Origin of the sequence: Pseudomonas cucumis (genome assembly GCF_030687935.1) — a bacterium.
GTDB lineage: Bacteria > Pseudomonadota > Gammaproteobacteria > Pseudomonadales > Pseudomonadaceae > Aquipseudomonas > Aquipseudomonas cucumis.
In genome coordinates, this window is sequence record NZ_CP117454.1 from 5,335,133 (window position 1) to 5,350,959 (window position 15,827).

14 protein-coding genes are annotated in these 15,827 nt (G+C 59.2%); 7 read left to right on the forward strand and 7 right to left on the reverse strand.

What is annotated here, in order from left to right:
- Window positions 1–3: 3 nt before the first annotated feature.
- Entirely contained in the window at window positions 4–1,446 is a 1,443-nt protein-coding gene (locus PSH97_RS24205) for a cytochrome ubiquinol oxidase subunit I (RefSeq protein WP_305446986.1), read from the reverse strand.
- 402 nt (window positions 1,447–1,848) lie between these two features.
- On the opposite strand from PSH97_RS24205, the gene PSH97_RS24210 reads away from it, so the two are divergent.
- The gene (locus PSH97_RS24210; RefSeq protein WP_305446987.1) at window positions 1,849–3,087 is read left to right on the forward strand and encodes an MFS transporter; all 1,239 of its coding nucleotides are present in this window, start codon (window positions 1,849–1,851) and stop codon (window positions 3,085–3,087) included.
- Window positions 3,088–3,109: 22 nt separating this feature from the next.
- Here PSH97_RS24210 and PSH97_RS24215 read toward each other — a convergent pair whose 3' ends face one another.
- Complete coding sequence (locus tag PSH97_RS24215) at window positions 3,110–3,661, reverse strand: DJ-1 family glyoxalase III (protein ID WP_305446988.1); 552 nt, start codon at window positions 3,659–3,661, stop codon at window positions 3,110–3,112.
- A gap of 67 nt (window positions 3,662–3,728) precedes the next feature.
- The gene (locus tag PSH97_RS24220) at window positions 3,729–4,184 is read right to left on the reverse strand and encodes a DUF4879 domain-containing protein (RefSeq protein ID WP_305449863.1); all 456 of its coding nucleotides are present in this window, start codon (window positions 4,182–4,184) and stop codon (window positions 3,729–3,731) included.
- A 215-nt stretch (window positions 4,185–4,399) separates the two neighbouring features.
- On the opposite strand from PSH97_RS24220, the gene PSH97_RS24225 reads away from it, so the two are divergent.
- The 5 genes from PSH97_RS24225 (at window position 4,400) to PSH97_RS24245 (ending at window position 9,250) form a co-directional block, all read left to right on the forward strand.
- A complete protein-coding gene (locus PSH97_RS24225; protein WP_123498645.1) occupies window positions 4,400–5,695 on the forward strand; it encodes an NCS2 family permease in 1,296 nt (431 codons plus the stop codon).
- On the forward strand, window positions 5,692–6,771 hold the full coding sequence (gene trmA / locus PSH97_RS24230; RefSeq protein ID WP_305446989.1) for a tRNA (uridine(54)-C5)-methyltransferase TrmA: 1,080 nt from the start codon (window positions 5,692–5,694) through the stop codon (window positions 6,769–6,771). The genes PSH97_RS24225 and trmA overlap by 4 nt, the downstream gene beginning before the upstream one ends.
- 134 nt (window positions 6,772–6,905) lie before the next feature.
- Window positions 6,906–7,817, forward strand: a complete 912-nt coding sequence (locus PSH97_RS24235; protein ID WP_305446990.1) for a LysR family transcriptional regulator — start codon at window positions 6,906–6,908, stop codon at window positions 7,815–7,817.
- A gap of 132 nt (window positions 7,818–7,949) precedes the next feature.
- Complete coding sequence (aroQ, locus tag PSH97_RS24240) at window positions 7,950–8,390, forward strand: type II 3-dehydroquinate dehydratase (RefSeq protein WP_030129491.1); 441 nt, start codon at window positions 7,950–7,952, stop codon at window positions 8,388–8,390.
- A gap of 5 nt (window positions 8,391–8,395) precedes the next feature.
- Window positions 8,396–9,250, forward strand: a complete 855-nt coding sequence (locus PSH97_RS24245; protein ID WP_305446991.1) for a shikimate dehydrogenase — start codon at window positions 8,396–8,398, stop codon at window positions 9,248–9,250.
- A gap of 104 nt (window positions 9,251–9,354) precedes the next feature.
- On the opposite strand, the gene PSH97_RS24250 is transcribed toward PSH97_RS24245, so the two are convergent.
- Both PSH97_RS24250 and quiC read right to left on the reverse strand, forming a co-directional pair.
- Complete coding sequence (locus tag PSH97_RS24250; protein ID WP_305446992.1) at window positions 9,355–10,032, reverse strand: TetR/AcrR family transcriptional regulator; 678 nt, start codon at window positions 10,030–10,032, stop codon at window positions 9,355–9,357.
- Window positions 10,033–10,135: 103 nt separating this feature from the next.
- On the reverse strand, window positions 10,136–12,037 hold the full coding sequence (gene quiC, locus PSH97_RS24255; protein ID WP_305446993.1) for a 3-dehydroshikimate dehydratase QuiC: 1,902 nt from the start codon (window positions 12,035–12,037) through the stop codon (window positions 10,136–10,138).
- Window positions 12,038–12,529: 492 nt separating this feature from the next.
- On the opposite strand from quiC, the gene PSH97_RS24260 reads away from it, so the two are divergent.
- Window positions 12,530–13,867, forward strand: a complete 1,338-nt coding sequence (locus tag PSH97_RS24260) for an MFS transporter (RefSeq protein WP_405046550.1) — start codon at window positions 12,530–12,532, stop codon at window positions 13,865–13,867.
- 48 nt (window positions 13,868–13,915) lie between these two features.
- Here PSH97_RS24260 and PSH97_RS24265 read toward each other — a convergent pair whose 3' ends face one another.
- Both PSH97_RS24265 and PSH97_RS24270 read right to left on the reverse strand, forming a co-directional pair.
- Window positions 13,916–14,800 (reverse strand): DMT family transporter, encoded by an 885-nt coding sequence (locus PSH97_RS24265; protein ID WP_305446994.1) that lies wholly within the window; start codon window positions 14,798–14,800, stop codon window positions 13,916–13,918.
- A gap of 136 nt (window positions 14,801–14,936) precedes the next feature.
- Complete coding sequence (locus tag PSH97_RS24270; protein ID WP_305446995.1) at window positions 14,937–15,713, reverse strand: IclR family transcriptional regulator; 777 nt, start codon at window positions 15,711–15,713, stop codon at window positions 14,937–14,939.
- Window positions 15,714–15,827: the final 114 nt, after the last annotated feature.

The window sequence follows — 15,827 nt, forward strand, 5'->3', positions numbered from 1 at the left end:
GATTCAAATCTCCTTGGTCAGGCTGGGGCTGTTATCAGCTTCGGTGCCATCGTCATCGGCTGCAGACAGCGGACGAGCCGGTGTGCGTTTCTGGCCAGGACCACCTTCGTTGGTTTCCTTGCCTTCGTCGATCTTCGGCCCTTTGCGCACCAGACGCATCATGTAACCAAGACCGGCGCCGAACAGCGCGAAATACACCACAACGAACATGATCAAGGTGATGCTCATCTGCACGAAGCTGTGCCCGGAGGACGCGTCTGCCGTGCGCATCAAGCCGTAGACCACCCACGGTTGACGGCCGATTTCAGTGGTGAACCAGCCGGCGAGGATTGCGATCAGGCCGGACGGGCCCATCCACAACGCCAGGTACAGGAATGGCCGCGAGGTATACATCTTGTCGCTTTTGCGCAGCCACAGGCTCCACAAACCGGTGAAGATCATCAGCATGCCCAGACCAACCATGACCCGGAACGACCAGAAAACGATGGTCGAATTCGGCCGGTCTTCAGGCGGGAACTCCTTGAGCGCCGGCACCTGTTTATCCAGGGAGTGGGTCAGGATGAGGCTGCCCAGGTACGGAATCTCGACCGCGAATTTGGTCCTCTCTTCTTTCATGTCCGGCCAGCCGAACAGGATCAGCGGGGTGGCTTCATCACCGTGGTTTTCCCAGTGACCTTCGATCGCAGCGATTTTCGCCGGCTGATGCTTGAGCGTGTTGAGACCATGGAAGTCACCGATAACTGCCTGAATCGGGGCAACGATCAGCGCCATCCACATCGCCATCGAGAGCATGGTGCGGATCGCCGGGTTGTCCTTGCCGCGCAGCAAGTGCCAGGCCGCCGACGAACCGACGAAGAAGGCAGTCGCAACGAACGCCGCCGTGGACATGTGCAACAGCCGGTAGGGGAACGACGGGTTGAAAATAATCGCCAGCCAGTCCACCGGAATGACTTGGCCATTGACGATTTCGTAACCTTGCGGGGTCTGCATCCAGCTGTTGGAGGCCAGAATCCAGAAGGTCGAAATAAGGGTGCCGATGGCTACCATGACCGTCGAGAAAAAGTGCAGCTTGCGCCCGACCTTATTCCAGCCGAACAGCATGACGCCAAGGAAACCGGCCTCCAGGAAGAAGGCTGTGAGCACTTCATAGGTCAGCAATGGCCCGGTCACCGAACCGGCGAAGTCCGAGAAACGGCTCCAGTTGGTGCCGAACTGATAGGCCATGACCAAACCGGAAACCACGCCCATGCCGAAGTTGACGGCAAAGATCTTCGACCAGAAATGGTACAGATCGCGGTAAGTGTCGTTGTGCGTCTTCAGCCACAGGCCTTCGAGCACCGCCAGGTAACTCGCCAGGCCAATGGTGATGGCCGGGAACAGGATGTGGAACGAAATGGTGAATGCGAACTGAATCCGGGCGAGATCAAGTGCCTCCAAACCGAACATAAGTCTTCCTCTGTCAGGTAATACCGGCTGAAGGCTTGCGGCCTACACCCACTGCCCCCACGGATATGGAGTGTGGCGAATTCGAATTCGTTCTTTTTGTACCATCATCACAAACGTAGGGAGTCTGGCCATCTGGCCGCCGGATCAGTTCCACGAAGGGTCTTGATCTGGATCAAGCAACGTTGAAAGAGTAGTCGCATTTTTGCCGATGGACGGTGTGGTCTTTTGCCGCGTGACAGGTTGCCCCATGGGTTTGGTCATGAGCTGCAATACATTCCCAGTGGCGAGGGATTTAAAGGCTGCGTAGATCGGTGTCTAGCTAACTAAATCTTTCCAATCTGCAACTTCTCGTTACAGGTGGTGATAATCTCGCCCTTCCCCTCCGCCCAGACCTGCCCTCAGATGCCCAGCCAAGCGCCCCTGCTGTTACGTCATCACCGCCCGTTTATCGCGTTCTGGCTGGCTCGGGTGTTTACCGCCAGCGGTTTTCAGATGCTCACGGTGGCAATCGGCTGGAATCTGTATCAACTGACCGGCAACGTGCTCGATCTGGGCTTGGTAGGTTTGGTGGAGTTTGCTCCGCGGGTATTGTTCATGCTGCACACCGGGCATGTCGCGGACCGCTATGACCGGCGCAAGGTCGCGGCGATTTGTCAGTCCCTGCAGGCGCTGATCGCCCTATCGTTGGCCATTGGCAGTGCGACCGACCATGTCACTCGGGAGATGATCTTCATCCTCGCGTTCCTGCTCGGCGCCGCCCGCTCCTTCGAAATGCCGACGACCCAGGCCTTGCTGCCGAGCATCGTGCCAAGCGCGTTGTTCCCCCGCGCGGTTGCCGCTGCGCAATCTGCACAACAATCAGCGACCATCGTCGCCCCGGCGCTGGGCGGTTTGCTCTATGCCTTCGGTAGCGTCTGGGTGTATGGCCCGACGGTGATCCTTTATCTCATCGCTTGTGCGCTGATGCTCAACCTCCCGGCCCGGCAGACACCGCTGAACAAGGGCAAGGCCACCCTGGATTCGCTGCTGGCGGGCATCCGCTTCATTCGCAGTCGCCCGGACATTCTCGGGGCGATTTCCCTGGACCTGTTTGCCGTCCTGCTGGGTGGCGCGACCGCGCTGCTGCCGGTGTTCGCCAAAGATATTCTGCTGACCGGCCCGTGGGGTTTGGGCCTGCTGCGTTCGGCTCCTGCAGTCGGTGCGCTGCTGATGTCACTGTTTCTGGCGCGATTTGCCATAGAGCGAAACGTCGGGCGGGTAATGTTCACGGCCGTGGGTGTATTCGGCGTGGCGACCATCGCTTTCGGCCTGTCGACTTCGTTCTGGTTTTCTCTCGCCGTGCTGGTGGTATTGGGTGCAGCGGACATGATCAGCATGGTGATCCGCGCCTCATTCGTGCAACTGGAAACCCCCGACGAAATGCGCGGCAGGGTCAGCGCTGTGAATGGCTTGTTCATCGGCGCTTCGAATCAGCTCGGCGAGTTCGAGTCCGGCCTGACGGCCCACTGGTTCGGCACGGTGCCGGCAGTGGTGATGGGCGGCATCGGCACGCTGATGGTGACCGGGGCCTGGATCAAACTGTTCCCGACCCTGGCCAACCGTGACCGCATGCATGTGCCGGTGGAAGAGGTCAGGGTATGAGGCAGTCTGTCCAGGGCGCTCTCTAAACCACCAACTCTCCCGCCACTGTCGACCGTGTGGCTTTGCCGCAGAGTTGCTCCACCAGCGTCAGCGCAAACGCCAACGCGGCGCCTGAGCCCTGGGCGGTGATGCAATTGCCATCGACCACCACCGGCTGATCGATGAAGTTACAGCCCGACAGTTGATTGCTGACAGTGGGCAAGCAAGTCATGCGTCGCTGACGCAAAACGCCAAAGGTTTGCAGCGCCAACGCCGGAGATTCGGCAATACCGGCGAACAGACGCCCGGCGGCGGCCTGGTCCTTGATCAATTGTTGCAAGGGTTGGTGGGCCGCCAAATGCTGCGCCCCCACGGCACCGCCAGGCAGCACGATCAGGTCGAAGGGTTGGGCCAGCAAGTCCACCAACATCGCATCGGCCGTGAGACGAGTGCCGCGAGCGCAGGTGAGCATGCGCCGTGCCTCGATGCTGGCCACCACCACTTCCACCTTGGCGCGGCGCAGCACATCGATCAGGGTCACGGTTTGCAGATCGTCGATGCCCTCGGCGAGGGTAATCAGGGCTCTAAAGGTCATGGGCGCGGTCCACAGGATGATCTTTAAAGCGTAGTCAGCTTTCCTGACCCTTGTTCGAGCCCAGCCGTTACTTGATGTAAAGCTGCGTCGACATCGTGTTGCCGGGTGCGTTGATCGAGGTATTGCTGAACGTGAAGGTGCCGTCCTGCTTGCCCGCCAGGTTGAAGATGTACAGATAGCCGACAGTTTTTTTCCCGGCGGAGCACTCGGTCAGGTTGCCGGTATCAAAAGCACAGACAGGGGTTCGGGTGCCGTCCACTTTGAAACCGTCCAGTGCGACATGGGCTTCACGGCCGTAACCGACTTCCAGCACGTAGACTTTGATGTTCGGGCCCTTGTGGTCGCAACGGGTTTGCGCCTGGCCGTCCGCGATATTTTCAAAGCCACAGCCTGGCGATTCGACCTTGAGTACTTTTACCTGACTCAACGGTGGCGCCATGGCCGCAGAGGCTGTTTGCGCTCCGATGAAACAGGTGAGCAGCAGTCCAAATGCCGCCATCACACGCTTATTAATGCAATACATATTTACCCCCCCAAAACAGCGCGCAGTATGGCGCAGTTCCCTTTTGTGCAAAACATCGACGACGATCGCAGCCATAAGCAGCCATAGCCCCACGCTGCTGGTATGATGCGCGGCTTTTTCCGACCCACAGAAAATACCCAGGCGCCTGTAGCGGTCTGTGCTTTGCTGTTGAGGTCGATACATTCACGGCGCCGGGCGCGCCACGGGGAGCAGACATGCTGGAAAGGCTGTTTCAACTCAAGGCACACAACACCAACGTGCGGACCGAGATTCTGGCGGGCGTCACGACCTTTTTGGCCATGGCCTACATTCTGTTCGTCAACCCGAGCATCCTCGGCGAGACCGGCATGGACAAGGGCGCGGTGTTTGTCGCCACCTGCCTGGCAGCCGCCATCGGCTCGGCGACCATGGGCCTGATCGCCAACTACCCGATCGCCCTCGCACCGGGCATGGGCCTGAACGCCTTCTTCACTTACACCGTGGTCCTGCACATGGGCCACACCTGGCAAGTGGCGCTGGGCGCGGTGTTCATCTCGGCGGTGATGTTTTTCCTGCTGTCGATCTTCCGCATCCGCGAATGGATCATCAACAGCATTCCGCTGGCACTACGCTCGGCGATTGCTGCCGGTATCGGCCTGTTTCTGGCACTGATCGCCCTGCACAACGCCGGCATCGTGGTCAGCAACCCGGCGACCATGGTCGGCCTCGGCGACTTGAAGCAACCGGCGCCGATTCTCGCGACCCTCGGTTTTGCCCTGATCGTGGCGCTTGAAGCCCTGAAAGTGCGCGGTGCAGTCCTGATCGGTATTCTGGCAGTGACCATCGTTTCGATCCTGCTGGGCTTCACCCCGTTCGGTGGCGTGATGTCGATGCCGCCGTCCCTGGCCCCGACCTTCCTGCAACTGGACATCAAAGGCGCACTGGACATCGGTCTGGTCAGCGTGATCTTCGCCTTCCTGTTCGTCGACCTGTTCGACAACTCCGGCACCCTGATCGGCGTCGCCAAGCGCGCCGGCCTGATGGGCAAGGACGGCCACATGCCGAAAATGGGCCGCGCCCTGATCGCCGACAGCACCGCGGCCATGGCCGGTTCCTTGCTGGGTACGTCGACCACCACCAGCTACATCGAATCCGCAGCTGGCGTGAGTGCCGGTGGCCGCACCGGCCTGACCGCCATCGTGGTTGCGATTCTGTTCCTGCTGGCGCTGTTCTTCTCGCCATTGGCGGCCAGCGTTCCGGCTTTCGCAACCGCGCCTGCGTTGCTGTTCGTCGCCGTACTGATGACATCCGGCCTGGCCGAAATAGACTGGGACGACATCACCGTCGCCGCACCGGTCGTGGTCACCGCCCTGGCCATGCCATTCACTTATTCCATCGCCAACGGCATCGCCTTCGGTTTCATCTCCTGGACAGCCATCAAGTTGTTGTCCGGTCGCGGCCGTGAGTTGAATTCGGCGCTGGTGATTCTGTCGATTCTGTTCGTGATCAAGTTGGGTTGGTTCAACGCATGACTTTTGATTCCCAGGCTTATGCCGTTCAGCTCGAAGAAAAGGTCACGCGCCTGCGTGATCTGCTAGCCCCGTTCGATGCACCGGAACCAGCGGTGTTTGACTCGCCGCTGAAAAACTTCCGCCTGCGTGCCGAATTCCGTCTGTGGCGCGAAGCCGGCGACCGCCATTACGCGATGTTTTCCCAGGAAGACAAACGCACGCCGATCCTGATCGAAGAGTTCCCGATTGCCAGCCTGCGCATCAACCAATTGATGCCGCAGCTCAAGGCAGCCTGGCAAGCGAGTGCGGCCCTGAGCCACAAACTGTTTCAGGTGGAGTTCCTGACCACACTGGCTGGCGATGCGATGATCACCCTGTGCTATCACCGCCCGCTGGACGAACACTGGCACGCGGCCGCGTCAAAACTGGCAACCGAGCTGAACGTCAGCATCATCGGTCGCTCGAAGGGCAAACGCGAAGTGATCGGTCACGATTACGTGGTCGAGAAGCTCGAAGTGGGCGGCCGCACCTTCAGCTATCGCCAGCCGGAAGGCGCGTTCACCCAACCCAACGGCACGGTGAACCAGAAGATGCTCAACTGGGCGTATGACGCCCTCGGCGATCGTTCCGACGATTTGCTGGAGCTGTATTGCGGCAACGGCAACTTCACCCTGCCGCTCGCGACCCGCGTGCGCAAAGTGCTGGCCACCGAAATCAGCAAGACCTCGGTCAACGCCGCGCTCAGCAACCTGAGCGAAAACGCGGTGGATAACGTCACGCTGGTGCGTTTGTCGGCCGAAGAACTGACCGAAGCCCTGAACGAAGTTCGCCCGTTCCGCCGCCTGCACGGCATCGACCTCAAGAGCTACGAATTCGGTAGCGTGTTCGTCGACCCGCCCCGCGCCGGCATGGACCCGAACACTTGCGAACTGACCCGGCGCTTCGACAACATCCTCTACATTTCCTGCAACCCGGAAACCCTCGCGGCCAACGTCGCCCAACTGCACGACACTCACCGCATCACTCAATGCGCGATGTTCGACCAGTTTCCGTGGACCCATCACATGGAATCCGGGGTGTTGTTGACCCGTCGTTGATTGCAGACCCCATATACAAATCAGCCGTCCACAGGACGGCTTTTTTGTGGGCGATTGAAACGCCCTGTATTTATGCGCTCTTATTTGATAAGTACAGACTCAGACACTTCATTTGATTCCCGGTGTAATCAATCATGCAGCGACATTTCGACGATCTCCAGCTGGGCAGCATCGAACTGTTTTGCCTGGCCGCCGAAGCCGGCAGTTTTACCGCAGCCGCCCTGGTGGCAGGCGTGACCCCGGCCGCCGTCAGCCGCTCGGTGTCGCGCATGGAAGAGCGTTTGGGTGTGCGGCTGTTTGCGCGCACCACCCGCAGCGTCAAGCTGACTGACAGTGGTCGGCGTTATTTCGAGGAGTGTCGCGAGGCGCTCGCACAATTGGTCGAGGCCCAGCGCGAGGTAATGGGGCAGCAGCAAGAACCTTCCGGCACTTTGCGTATCAGTATTCCCACGACCTATGCCCATCATCGAATCCTGCCCTTGCTACCTGCGTTTCGGGCTCTCTTTCCTGCCGTGAAGGTCGAGGCGCACATCAGCAATCGCAACATTGATTTCGTCGGCGAAGGCTATGACATGGCGATCCGTGTGCGGGCCATTCCCGACTCCGGGCTGATCGCACGGCCATTGGAAGACGCCGCGCTGGTGATGATTGCCAGCCCTGATTACCTGAAGCGCGCCGGCACCCCGAAGACCCTGGATGACTTGGCTCAGCACGAATGCATTCAGTACGAACTGCCCAGCAGCGGACGGCGGATTGCCTGGCTGTTCAATGACAACGGCGTGCCGTTGGAGATTCTCGCCGAGGGCAACTATTGCTGTTCCGATGACGTCTTGGGCGGCGTGACGCTGGCAAAAAGCGGCGCCGGAATCTTTCAAACCTATCGCTTCATCGTCGAAAAGGAACTGGCGGACGGTTCGCTGGTGGAAGTGCTCAAACCCTATGGCGGACGCTCCCGCCCTTTCACGCTGCTGTACCCGCAAAGTCGCCATGTGCCGTTGCGGTTAAGAGCGTTTATCGATTTTCTGGTTGAGCAGCTGCCGCGCTGATTTGTCCGATTACCGCACAAATAATCCGGCCCTTCCGCCCTCTTCAATTGACCTTGTTAACCAGTTAGTACAATTTCTCCCCACAGGCTGAAACCTTCGGCCAATGCCAAAAATAATATGTGGAGAGACTCGATGTCCCCTATCGTTCTGGTGCTCAACGGCCCGAACCTGAACCTGCTGGGCACCCGTGAACCGGCGACTTATGGCCACGAAACCCTGGCGGACATTTCCGCGCTGTGCGGTCGCGCTGCCGAAGAGTTCGGCCTGACTGTGGAATTTCGCCAGACCAACCATGAAGGCGAATTGCTCGACTGGATTCACGCCGCCCGTGGCCGTTGCGCCGGGATCGTCATCAACCCGGCCGCCTGGACTCACACCTCGGTGGCCATTCGCGATGCCCTGGTCGCCAGCGAACTGCCGGTGATTGAAGTACACCTGTCCAACGTCCATGCCCGCGAACCCTTCCGGCATCACTCCTTTGTTTCGTCCATCGCCACGGCGGTCATGTGCGGTTTCGGCAGCCACGGCTATCGTTTGGCGCTGGAGCATTTCAGCCAACGTTTGGAAGGTTAAGCGTCATGACACAGAACACCGTGGTATTGGCCGGGCTGATCGGTGCCGGCATCCAGGCTTCCCGCACCCCCGCGCTGCACGAGCATGAAGGCGATGCGCAGGGTTTGCGTTACCTGTATCGGCTGATCGATCTGGATCAATTGAAACTCGACAGCAGCGCCCTGCCCGACCTGCTGATGGCCGCCGAACGGATGAATTTCACCGGGCTGAACATCACCTTCCCGTGCAAGCAGACAATCATCCCGTTGCTTGACGAATTATCGCCGGAGGCACGCGGTATTGGCGCAGTGAATACGGTGGTGCTGAAGGACGGTAAACGCATCGGCCACAACACCGATTGCCTGGGTTTTGCCGAAGGATTTCGCCGAGGCCTGCAGGGCGTTGCCCTTGAGCGCGTGGTGCAAATGGGCGCTGGTGGCGCAGGCGCGGCAGTGGCCCACGCGCTATTGAGCGAAGGCGTACAGCTGCTGAGCATTTTCGATGTAGATCAAAGTCGCGCTCAGTCGCTGGCGAACAACCTCAATCAGCATTTTGGTTTCGGTCGCGCCGTGGCCGGGCATGATTTGCCAGGCACGCTGAGTCAGGCTGACGGCCTGGTAAATACCACGCCGATGGGTATGAAAAAATTGCCGGGCACACCGGTGCCGGTGGAGCTGCTTCGGGCGCAGTTGTGGGTTGCGGAGATCGTTTACTTTCCGCTGGAAACCGAACTGCTGCGCAACGCTCGCGCGCTGGGCTGCCGAACCCTGGATGGCGGCAACATGGCGGTGTTCCAGGCGGTGAAGGCGTTTGAGCTGTTCAGCGGCGTGGTGCCGGATGCCCAGCGGATGCTGGCGCATTTTCAGAGCATGAATGGTTGAAAAGTCTTCGCGGGCAAGTCGGATCGCCGCACCGCTCGCTCCTACACAGGTCGCGTGATCTGCAGGAGCGAGCGGTGCGGCGATCCGACTTGCCCGCGAAGACGTCAGGCCTGCAAATACCGCAAAACCGACTCGCAGATCATCCCCCGATGACGCTGCTTGATGCTTTCTTCCGGCAAGTCGATCTGAAAGATCTCACTCAAGGTATGACGGTTCGACACGCGATAGAAGCAAAACGAGCTGATCAGCAGATGCACATCCAGCGGATCGAGACCGCTGCGGAATACACCCTCTGCAGCCCCGCGCCGCAAAATCTCGCCCAGTGAATCGAGGATGGTGTTGTTCATCGCCTTGATCGCATCGGAGCGCTTCACATACTCGGCGTTATGAATGTTCTCGATGCTGACGATACGCACGAAATCGACATTGCGATCATGGTGATCGAAGGTGAACTCCACTAGGCGACGAATCGCTTCCACCGGCGCCAGTTCGGTCAGGTGCAATCGGTTTTCGGTGCTGCGAATATCCCCGTAGAGTTTCTCCAGCACCTCGACGTAGAGCTGTTCCTTACTGCCGAAGTAGTAATAGATCATGCGTTTGGAGGTGTGGATGCGCTCGGCGATCGCGTCGACGCGCGCACCGGAAAGCCCCTGCTGAACGAACTCGACAATGGCCTCTTGAAGGATGTTCTCGCGGGTCTTTTCCGGGTTGTTCTTGCGACTCTTGCGAGGCTCGGCAATTGGCTTTTCGGGCGCTACAGAGAGTTCTGAAATTATTGTCATTGCGGGCTCACGGCCATCACTGCACAAGCTGGCGATTATGGGCTGCCGCGCACAGTGAAGGAAGTCGCGAGGCAGCAGTTTTGTACCCGTGTTTACGATTTTCCTACAACTTTGCCTGACGTACGCCACCACTTCGCGATTTGGCCATGGCCGCCAGTCGCACTGCCACGTTGGCCGCGCCGTAACCCGCGTAGCCGTTTTTGCGCTGGATTATTTCAAAGAAGAACCGCCCTTCGAACGGTTCGGTGTACACATGAAACAGCTCACCGCCCTGAGCATCGCGGTCGTAGAGCACGTTGAAATAGGCCAGCTCGCTGAGGAACTCATCGTCGAAATCGAACCGCGCGGCGAGGTCATCATAGTAGTTGAGTGGGATATCCAGCAGCGGCACGCCTGCCTCCTTGGCGCGGCTGACTTCGGCAAAGATGTCGTCGCAATCGAAAGCGATGTGATGCACGCCGGAACCGCGATAACTCGACAGTGCGTGTGAGATGGCGGTGTTGCGGTTTTCGGAAATGTTCAGCGGCAGGCGGATCGAACTGCAACGGCTGCGCAATGCACGGCTCTTCACCAAACCATACGGGTCGGGCAACACCACTTCATCGTCGGCTTCGAAATCCAGCAGGCTTTTATAGAACAGCACCCAGCTATCAAGGCTGTCGGCCGGCAGCGCCATCGCCATATGGTCGATGCGTTTGAGGCCACCGCTGGCCACGGCCGTCGGTTGCAGGTTGAAATCGGTGCCGTAGACGTCGGCGTCCTTGTCCACCAGGTAAATCAGACTGCCATCCGGCGCACGCACCGCTGCCAGCTCAAGCTCATTGGGGCCTACCAGTCCGCGATAGGGCTGGCCTTTGTACGCAATGGCACGGGCCAGCGCACTGGCGCTGTCCTTCACCCGCACGGCGGTGGCGCACAGCGACGGGCCGTGCGCCTCGAAAAAACTGTGGGCGAAAGAGTAAGGCTCGGTGTTGAGGATCAGATTGATATCGCCCTGACGCAACAGGCTGACACTCTTGGAACGGTGTTGCCCGGCCTTGACGAAACCCAGCCGCTCCAGCCAATGGGACAGCTTGGCACCGAGGCTTTCGTCCACTGCGAATTCAAGGAACTCGATGCCGTTGTATTCGCTCGCATTTGGGGTGTCGAACAAAATGTCGCGATTGGTCGGGGGCGTGGCTTCCTGTTCCAGACGTTGGCGGGTTTTCTCTTCCAGATACAGCAACGAACGCAAACCGTCGGCAGCGTTGGCCCGTGGCGGTGCGGCGCGGAAGCCATCGTTGAAGATCTCCAGCGACAGCGGCCCGGTGTAGCCACTCTTGATGATCGGCGCGAGAAACCCCGGCAGATCAAATTCGCCCTGGCCCGGGAAGCAGCGGAAGTGTCGGCTCCACTCCAGCACATCCATGGCCAGGATAGGCGCGTCGGCCATTTGCACGAAGAAGATTTTGTCGCCGGGAATCTCGGCGATGGCACTCGGGTCGCCCTTGAGCGACAGCGTATGAAAACTGTCCAGCAACACGCCGAGGCTCGGATGATCGGCTTGGCGAACGATGTTCCACACCTGTTGCCAAGTGTTCACATGCCGGCCCCAGGCCAGCGCTTCATAGCCGATCCGCAGGCCACGAAGGCTGGCCCGCTCTGCGAGCTGGTGCAAATCATCAACCAGAATCTGCTCATCACCGATGGAATCGGCCGAGGCGTTGCTGCAGACCAACACCAGATCAGTGCCCAGTTCCTGCATCAAATCGAACTTGCGCTCGGCCCGCTCCAGATTACGTGGCAGGCGATCGCGGCGGCAACCTTCGAAATCCCGAAAGGGTTGAAACAGCGTGATGGCGATCCCCAGATCGGCGCACATCTGTTTGATTTCGCGCGGGCTGCCGTCGTAGTAAAGCAGGTCGTTTTCGAAAATCTCCACCCCGTCAAAACCGGCGGCGGCAATGGCTTCGAGTTTTTCCGGCAGGGTGCCGCTCAAGGAAACGGTGGCAATGGAACGCTGCATGTGTCGACTCCCGATGGTGGGGACATTCTTGTTGGGCAAATTATTGGCTTGACGAATCCACACAGCAATTCAAAGTGTACTACCCGGTTAGTTTTGCGGGCGATTATCGAACACAATGGCGGTTGGCGAATTGACGATTTTTCGTCCACTGCGCAACATCGACTACACATTGAGTCCGGCCAAACCCCATGGACTCGGTTACCAAAGACCCTGAACACCACATAAAAATTTCAAAAAACGGGTACACGCTCATGCGCTCATTCAACGCCTTGTTTGCTTGCTCCATCGCCCTCCCGCCATACCTGGCATCCATCCGAACCTTGCGCTCTCTCGGCCGAACCGTGCCGCTCGCTGAATAACACGTTGTCGTCAGCCCGACGAAAACACCTCAGCCGATCAATCACACCCGCGCCTGTCGCCGTCGATTGATCACGCGCCCTTGAAGTCCCGACAAGCCTCGCTTGTCAGTCATTGAACGGATGGCACATACACATGATTCCTTCTCAAAGCTCTCGCGTGGCTCCGGCCATGGGCGTCGCCACTGGCGGTATCGGCGACAAAATCCGCGGCGCCATGGCGGTCGGCAAAACCCGTTGGGGGATGCTGGCGCTGGTGTTTTTCGCCACCACTCTGAACTACATCGACCGCGCCGCCCTGGGCGTCATGCAGCCGATCCTGGCCAAGGAAATGAGCTGGACGGCGATGGACTACGCCAACATCAACTTCTGGTTTCAGGTCGGCTACGCCATCGGCTTCGTGCTGCAGGGCCGGTTGATCGACCGGGTCGGCGTTAAACGCGTGTTCTTCTGCGCGGTGCTGCTCTGGAGCCTGGCTACCGGCGCTCATGGCCTGGCCACTTCGGCGGTGGGCTTCATGGTCTGTCGGTTCATTCTCGGCTTGACTGAAGCAGCGAATTACCCGGCCTGCGTGAAAACCACGCGGTTGTGGTTCCCCGCCGGCGAGCGTGCCGTGGCCACCGGCATCTTCAACGCCGGGACCAATGTTGGCGCGATGTTCACGCCAATGCTGTTGCCACTGATCCTCCACGCCTGGGGCTGGCAAGCCGCGTTCCTGTGCATGGCGGCTCTGGGCGGCATCTGGTTGCTGTTCTGGGGCCTGAAGTACTTCAACCCGGAAGATCACCCAAGCGTTAAACAATCGGAACTGGACTACATCCAGAAGGAAGTCGAGCCGGAACAATCCCGCGTACCGTTCTCACGAATCCTGCGCATGCGTGGCACCTGGGCCTTCGCCCTGGCCTACTCAATCACCGCGCCGGTGTTCTGGTTCTACCTGTACTGGCTGCCGCCATTTCTCAATCAGCAATACAACCTGGGGATCAACGTGACCCAGATGGGTATCCCGCTGATCATCATCTACCTCACGGCTGACTTCGGCAGTGTCGGTGGCGGGATTCTGTCCTCGTTCCTGATTGGTCGCGGGGTCAACCCGATCAAGGCACGACTGATGTCCATGTTCCTGTTCGCCTGCTGCATCATCGGCGTGGTCATGGCCGCCGGCTCGAGCAGCCTGTGGCTCGCGGTGTTTGCCATCTCCCTGGCCATCGGTGCTCACCAGGCCTGGACCGCGAACATCTGGAGCCTGGTGATGGACTACACGCCCAAGCACATGATGAGTACGGTGTTCGGCTTCGGCGGAATGTGCGCGGCAATCGGCGGGATGTTCATGACCCAGTTGGTCGGCCACATACTGACGATCACCAACAACAACTACACCGTGCTGTTCACCATGATTCCGGCGATGTACTTCATCGCGCTGACCTGGATGTACTTCATGGCACCGCGCAAGATTCCTACCGTCACCGAGTAAAAAACCCTACTAAGGCAGGCCTGATTCCAGGCCTGCCTTAGTACCTTCCTACCGACGACTCTGTTGCCACGCCACCGCCAACCCGCTGCAGCAAATCACCGCGATACCGATCACCGTGGTCAGGGTCGGTGTGTGAGAAAACAGCAACCAGCCCAGCAAACCGGCAAAGGCAATCTGGCAATAGCCGAACGGCGCCAACAACGCGGGCGCTGCGTGACGGAAGGCCTGGGTCAGAAACAGATGCGCCGTCATCCCGCACGCCCCCAGCGCCACCATCAAAAACCCATGAGCCAGGCTGGGCACTTGCCAGAAGAACGGCACCAACGCACTCATCACCAACGTATTACAGATCCCGGCGAAAAAGTTACTGGTGGTCGGGCTGTCGATTTCGCTGAGCTTGCGGGTGAGCAGCTGATAGAAGCAGAAAAACAGCGCCGAGCAGAACGGCAGCAGCACCGCAGGCGTGAACAGCTCGCCGCCGGGATGGACGATGATCAACACACCGATAAATCCGCAAATCACCGCCAGCCATTGGCCGCGCGTCACCTGCTCACCGAGCAGTGGCACCGACAATGCAGTCACCAATACCGGTGCAAGAAAATTCACCGCCGTGGCTTCGGCCAACGGAATGAACAACAGCGCACCGGTAAACAGCAGGCTGGTTCCCAATAAGCACAACGCCCGCATCAACTGCAGCAATGGGCGCTTGGTGCGCAGGACGCGCAACCCGGATTGCGGCAGAAAAATCCCGGCCATCAACAAGGTGTGAATCACATAGCGAGCCCAGACCACCATGACGACCGGATAGAACCCGCAGAGGTATTTCGACAAGGCGTCATGGCTGGAAAACAGAAAGGTCGCGACCACCACCAGCAGGATGCCTTTGAAAGGATGATTGACGCCGGAGAGTGGGGTGCTGATAGGCGACGTCAAGGCGAGGTTCTCTTCTGGCGGGACAATTCCAATAATTTAGAACCCGGTTCCAGATTCTTGTAGTCGTAACGACTGAAAGTGTGCGAACAGCGCACGGTTTTTTAATCGACTTCCAAATCGATGGGTGCAAGCGCTATCAGCTAAAGAGTTCCGACGCCTGACTCGCCGCCGAAAGCTCTTGGGCAAACGCCAACAACGTCGGTGCCAGTTCGTGCAGTCGCGCGCCCGGCATCCGCGCGCTCGGTCCGGCAATGCTGAGCACGCCGATCACTCGCCCCTGTAATGGATCACGGATAACGGCAGCAATCGCCGACGTGCCTACCGCCGAACTTTCCTCGACGCAGGCATAGCCCTGCTCGCGCGCCAGGCGCAGCCGCTCCAGCAGTTCGATGTTGGAGCGTGGCGCATTGGGCCCCAGGCCCTCGGGCTTCTCGACCGCCTGGCGCTCAACCAGCGACAACGCTTCGGCATCGCTCATGCAAGCCAGCCACGCATGCCCGGAAGCGGTATAGAACAGCGGCGCATCGCGCCCCATGTCCGGGTCGTAACGCAGGCCGGAACGGGCTCCCTGGGATTTGGCGATCCAAGTCTGGCGCTCGCCTTCGATCACCCCCAGACGCACCAGCTCGCCGGTCTCCCGGGCCAGCCGATCCAGCACCGGCTGCACAATATCCGCACCACTGCCGGACAAGTAACGAAAGCCCATGGCAACCAGTTTGGTCGATAAGTGATAACGCAGGTTTTCCGGGTTCTGCCGCACATACCCCAGTCGAATCAGTTCGGCGAGTAAACGGTGGGTCGCGCTCTTGGGAATGTCCAGTTGCTCGGCCAGCGTCTGCATCGGTAAACCTTGGGGTTCACCGGTAAGGCTTTCCAGCACGCTGAAAACACGTTCGATCTGACTGCCTGCCATGGGAGATTCCAAACGAAATTTGGCTGATTCTAAAAGACAACTCAAAGGAAGCAAAATCTGGAACCTGTCCGGCAACTGCCTTGACCGATCTGCAGTACCCGTCCGTCCATGAAA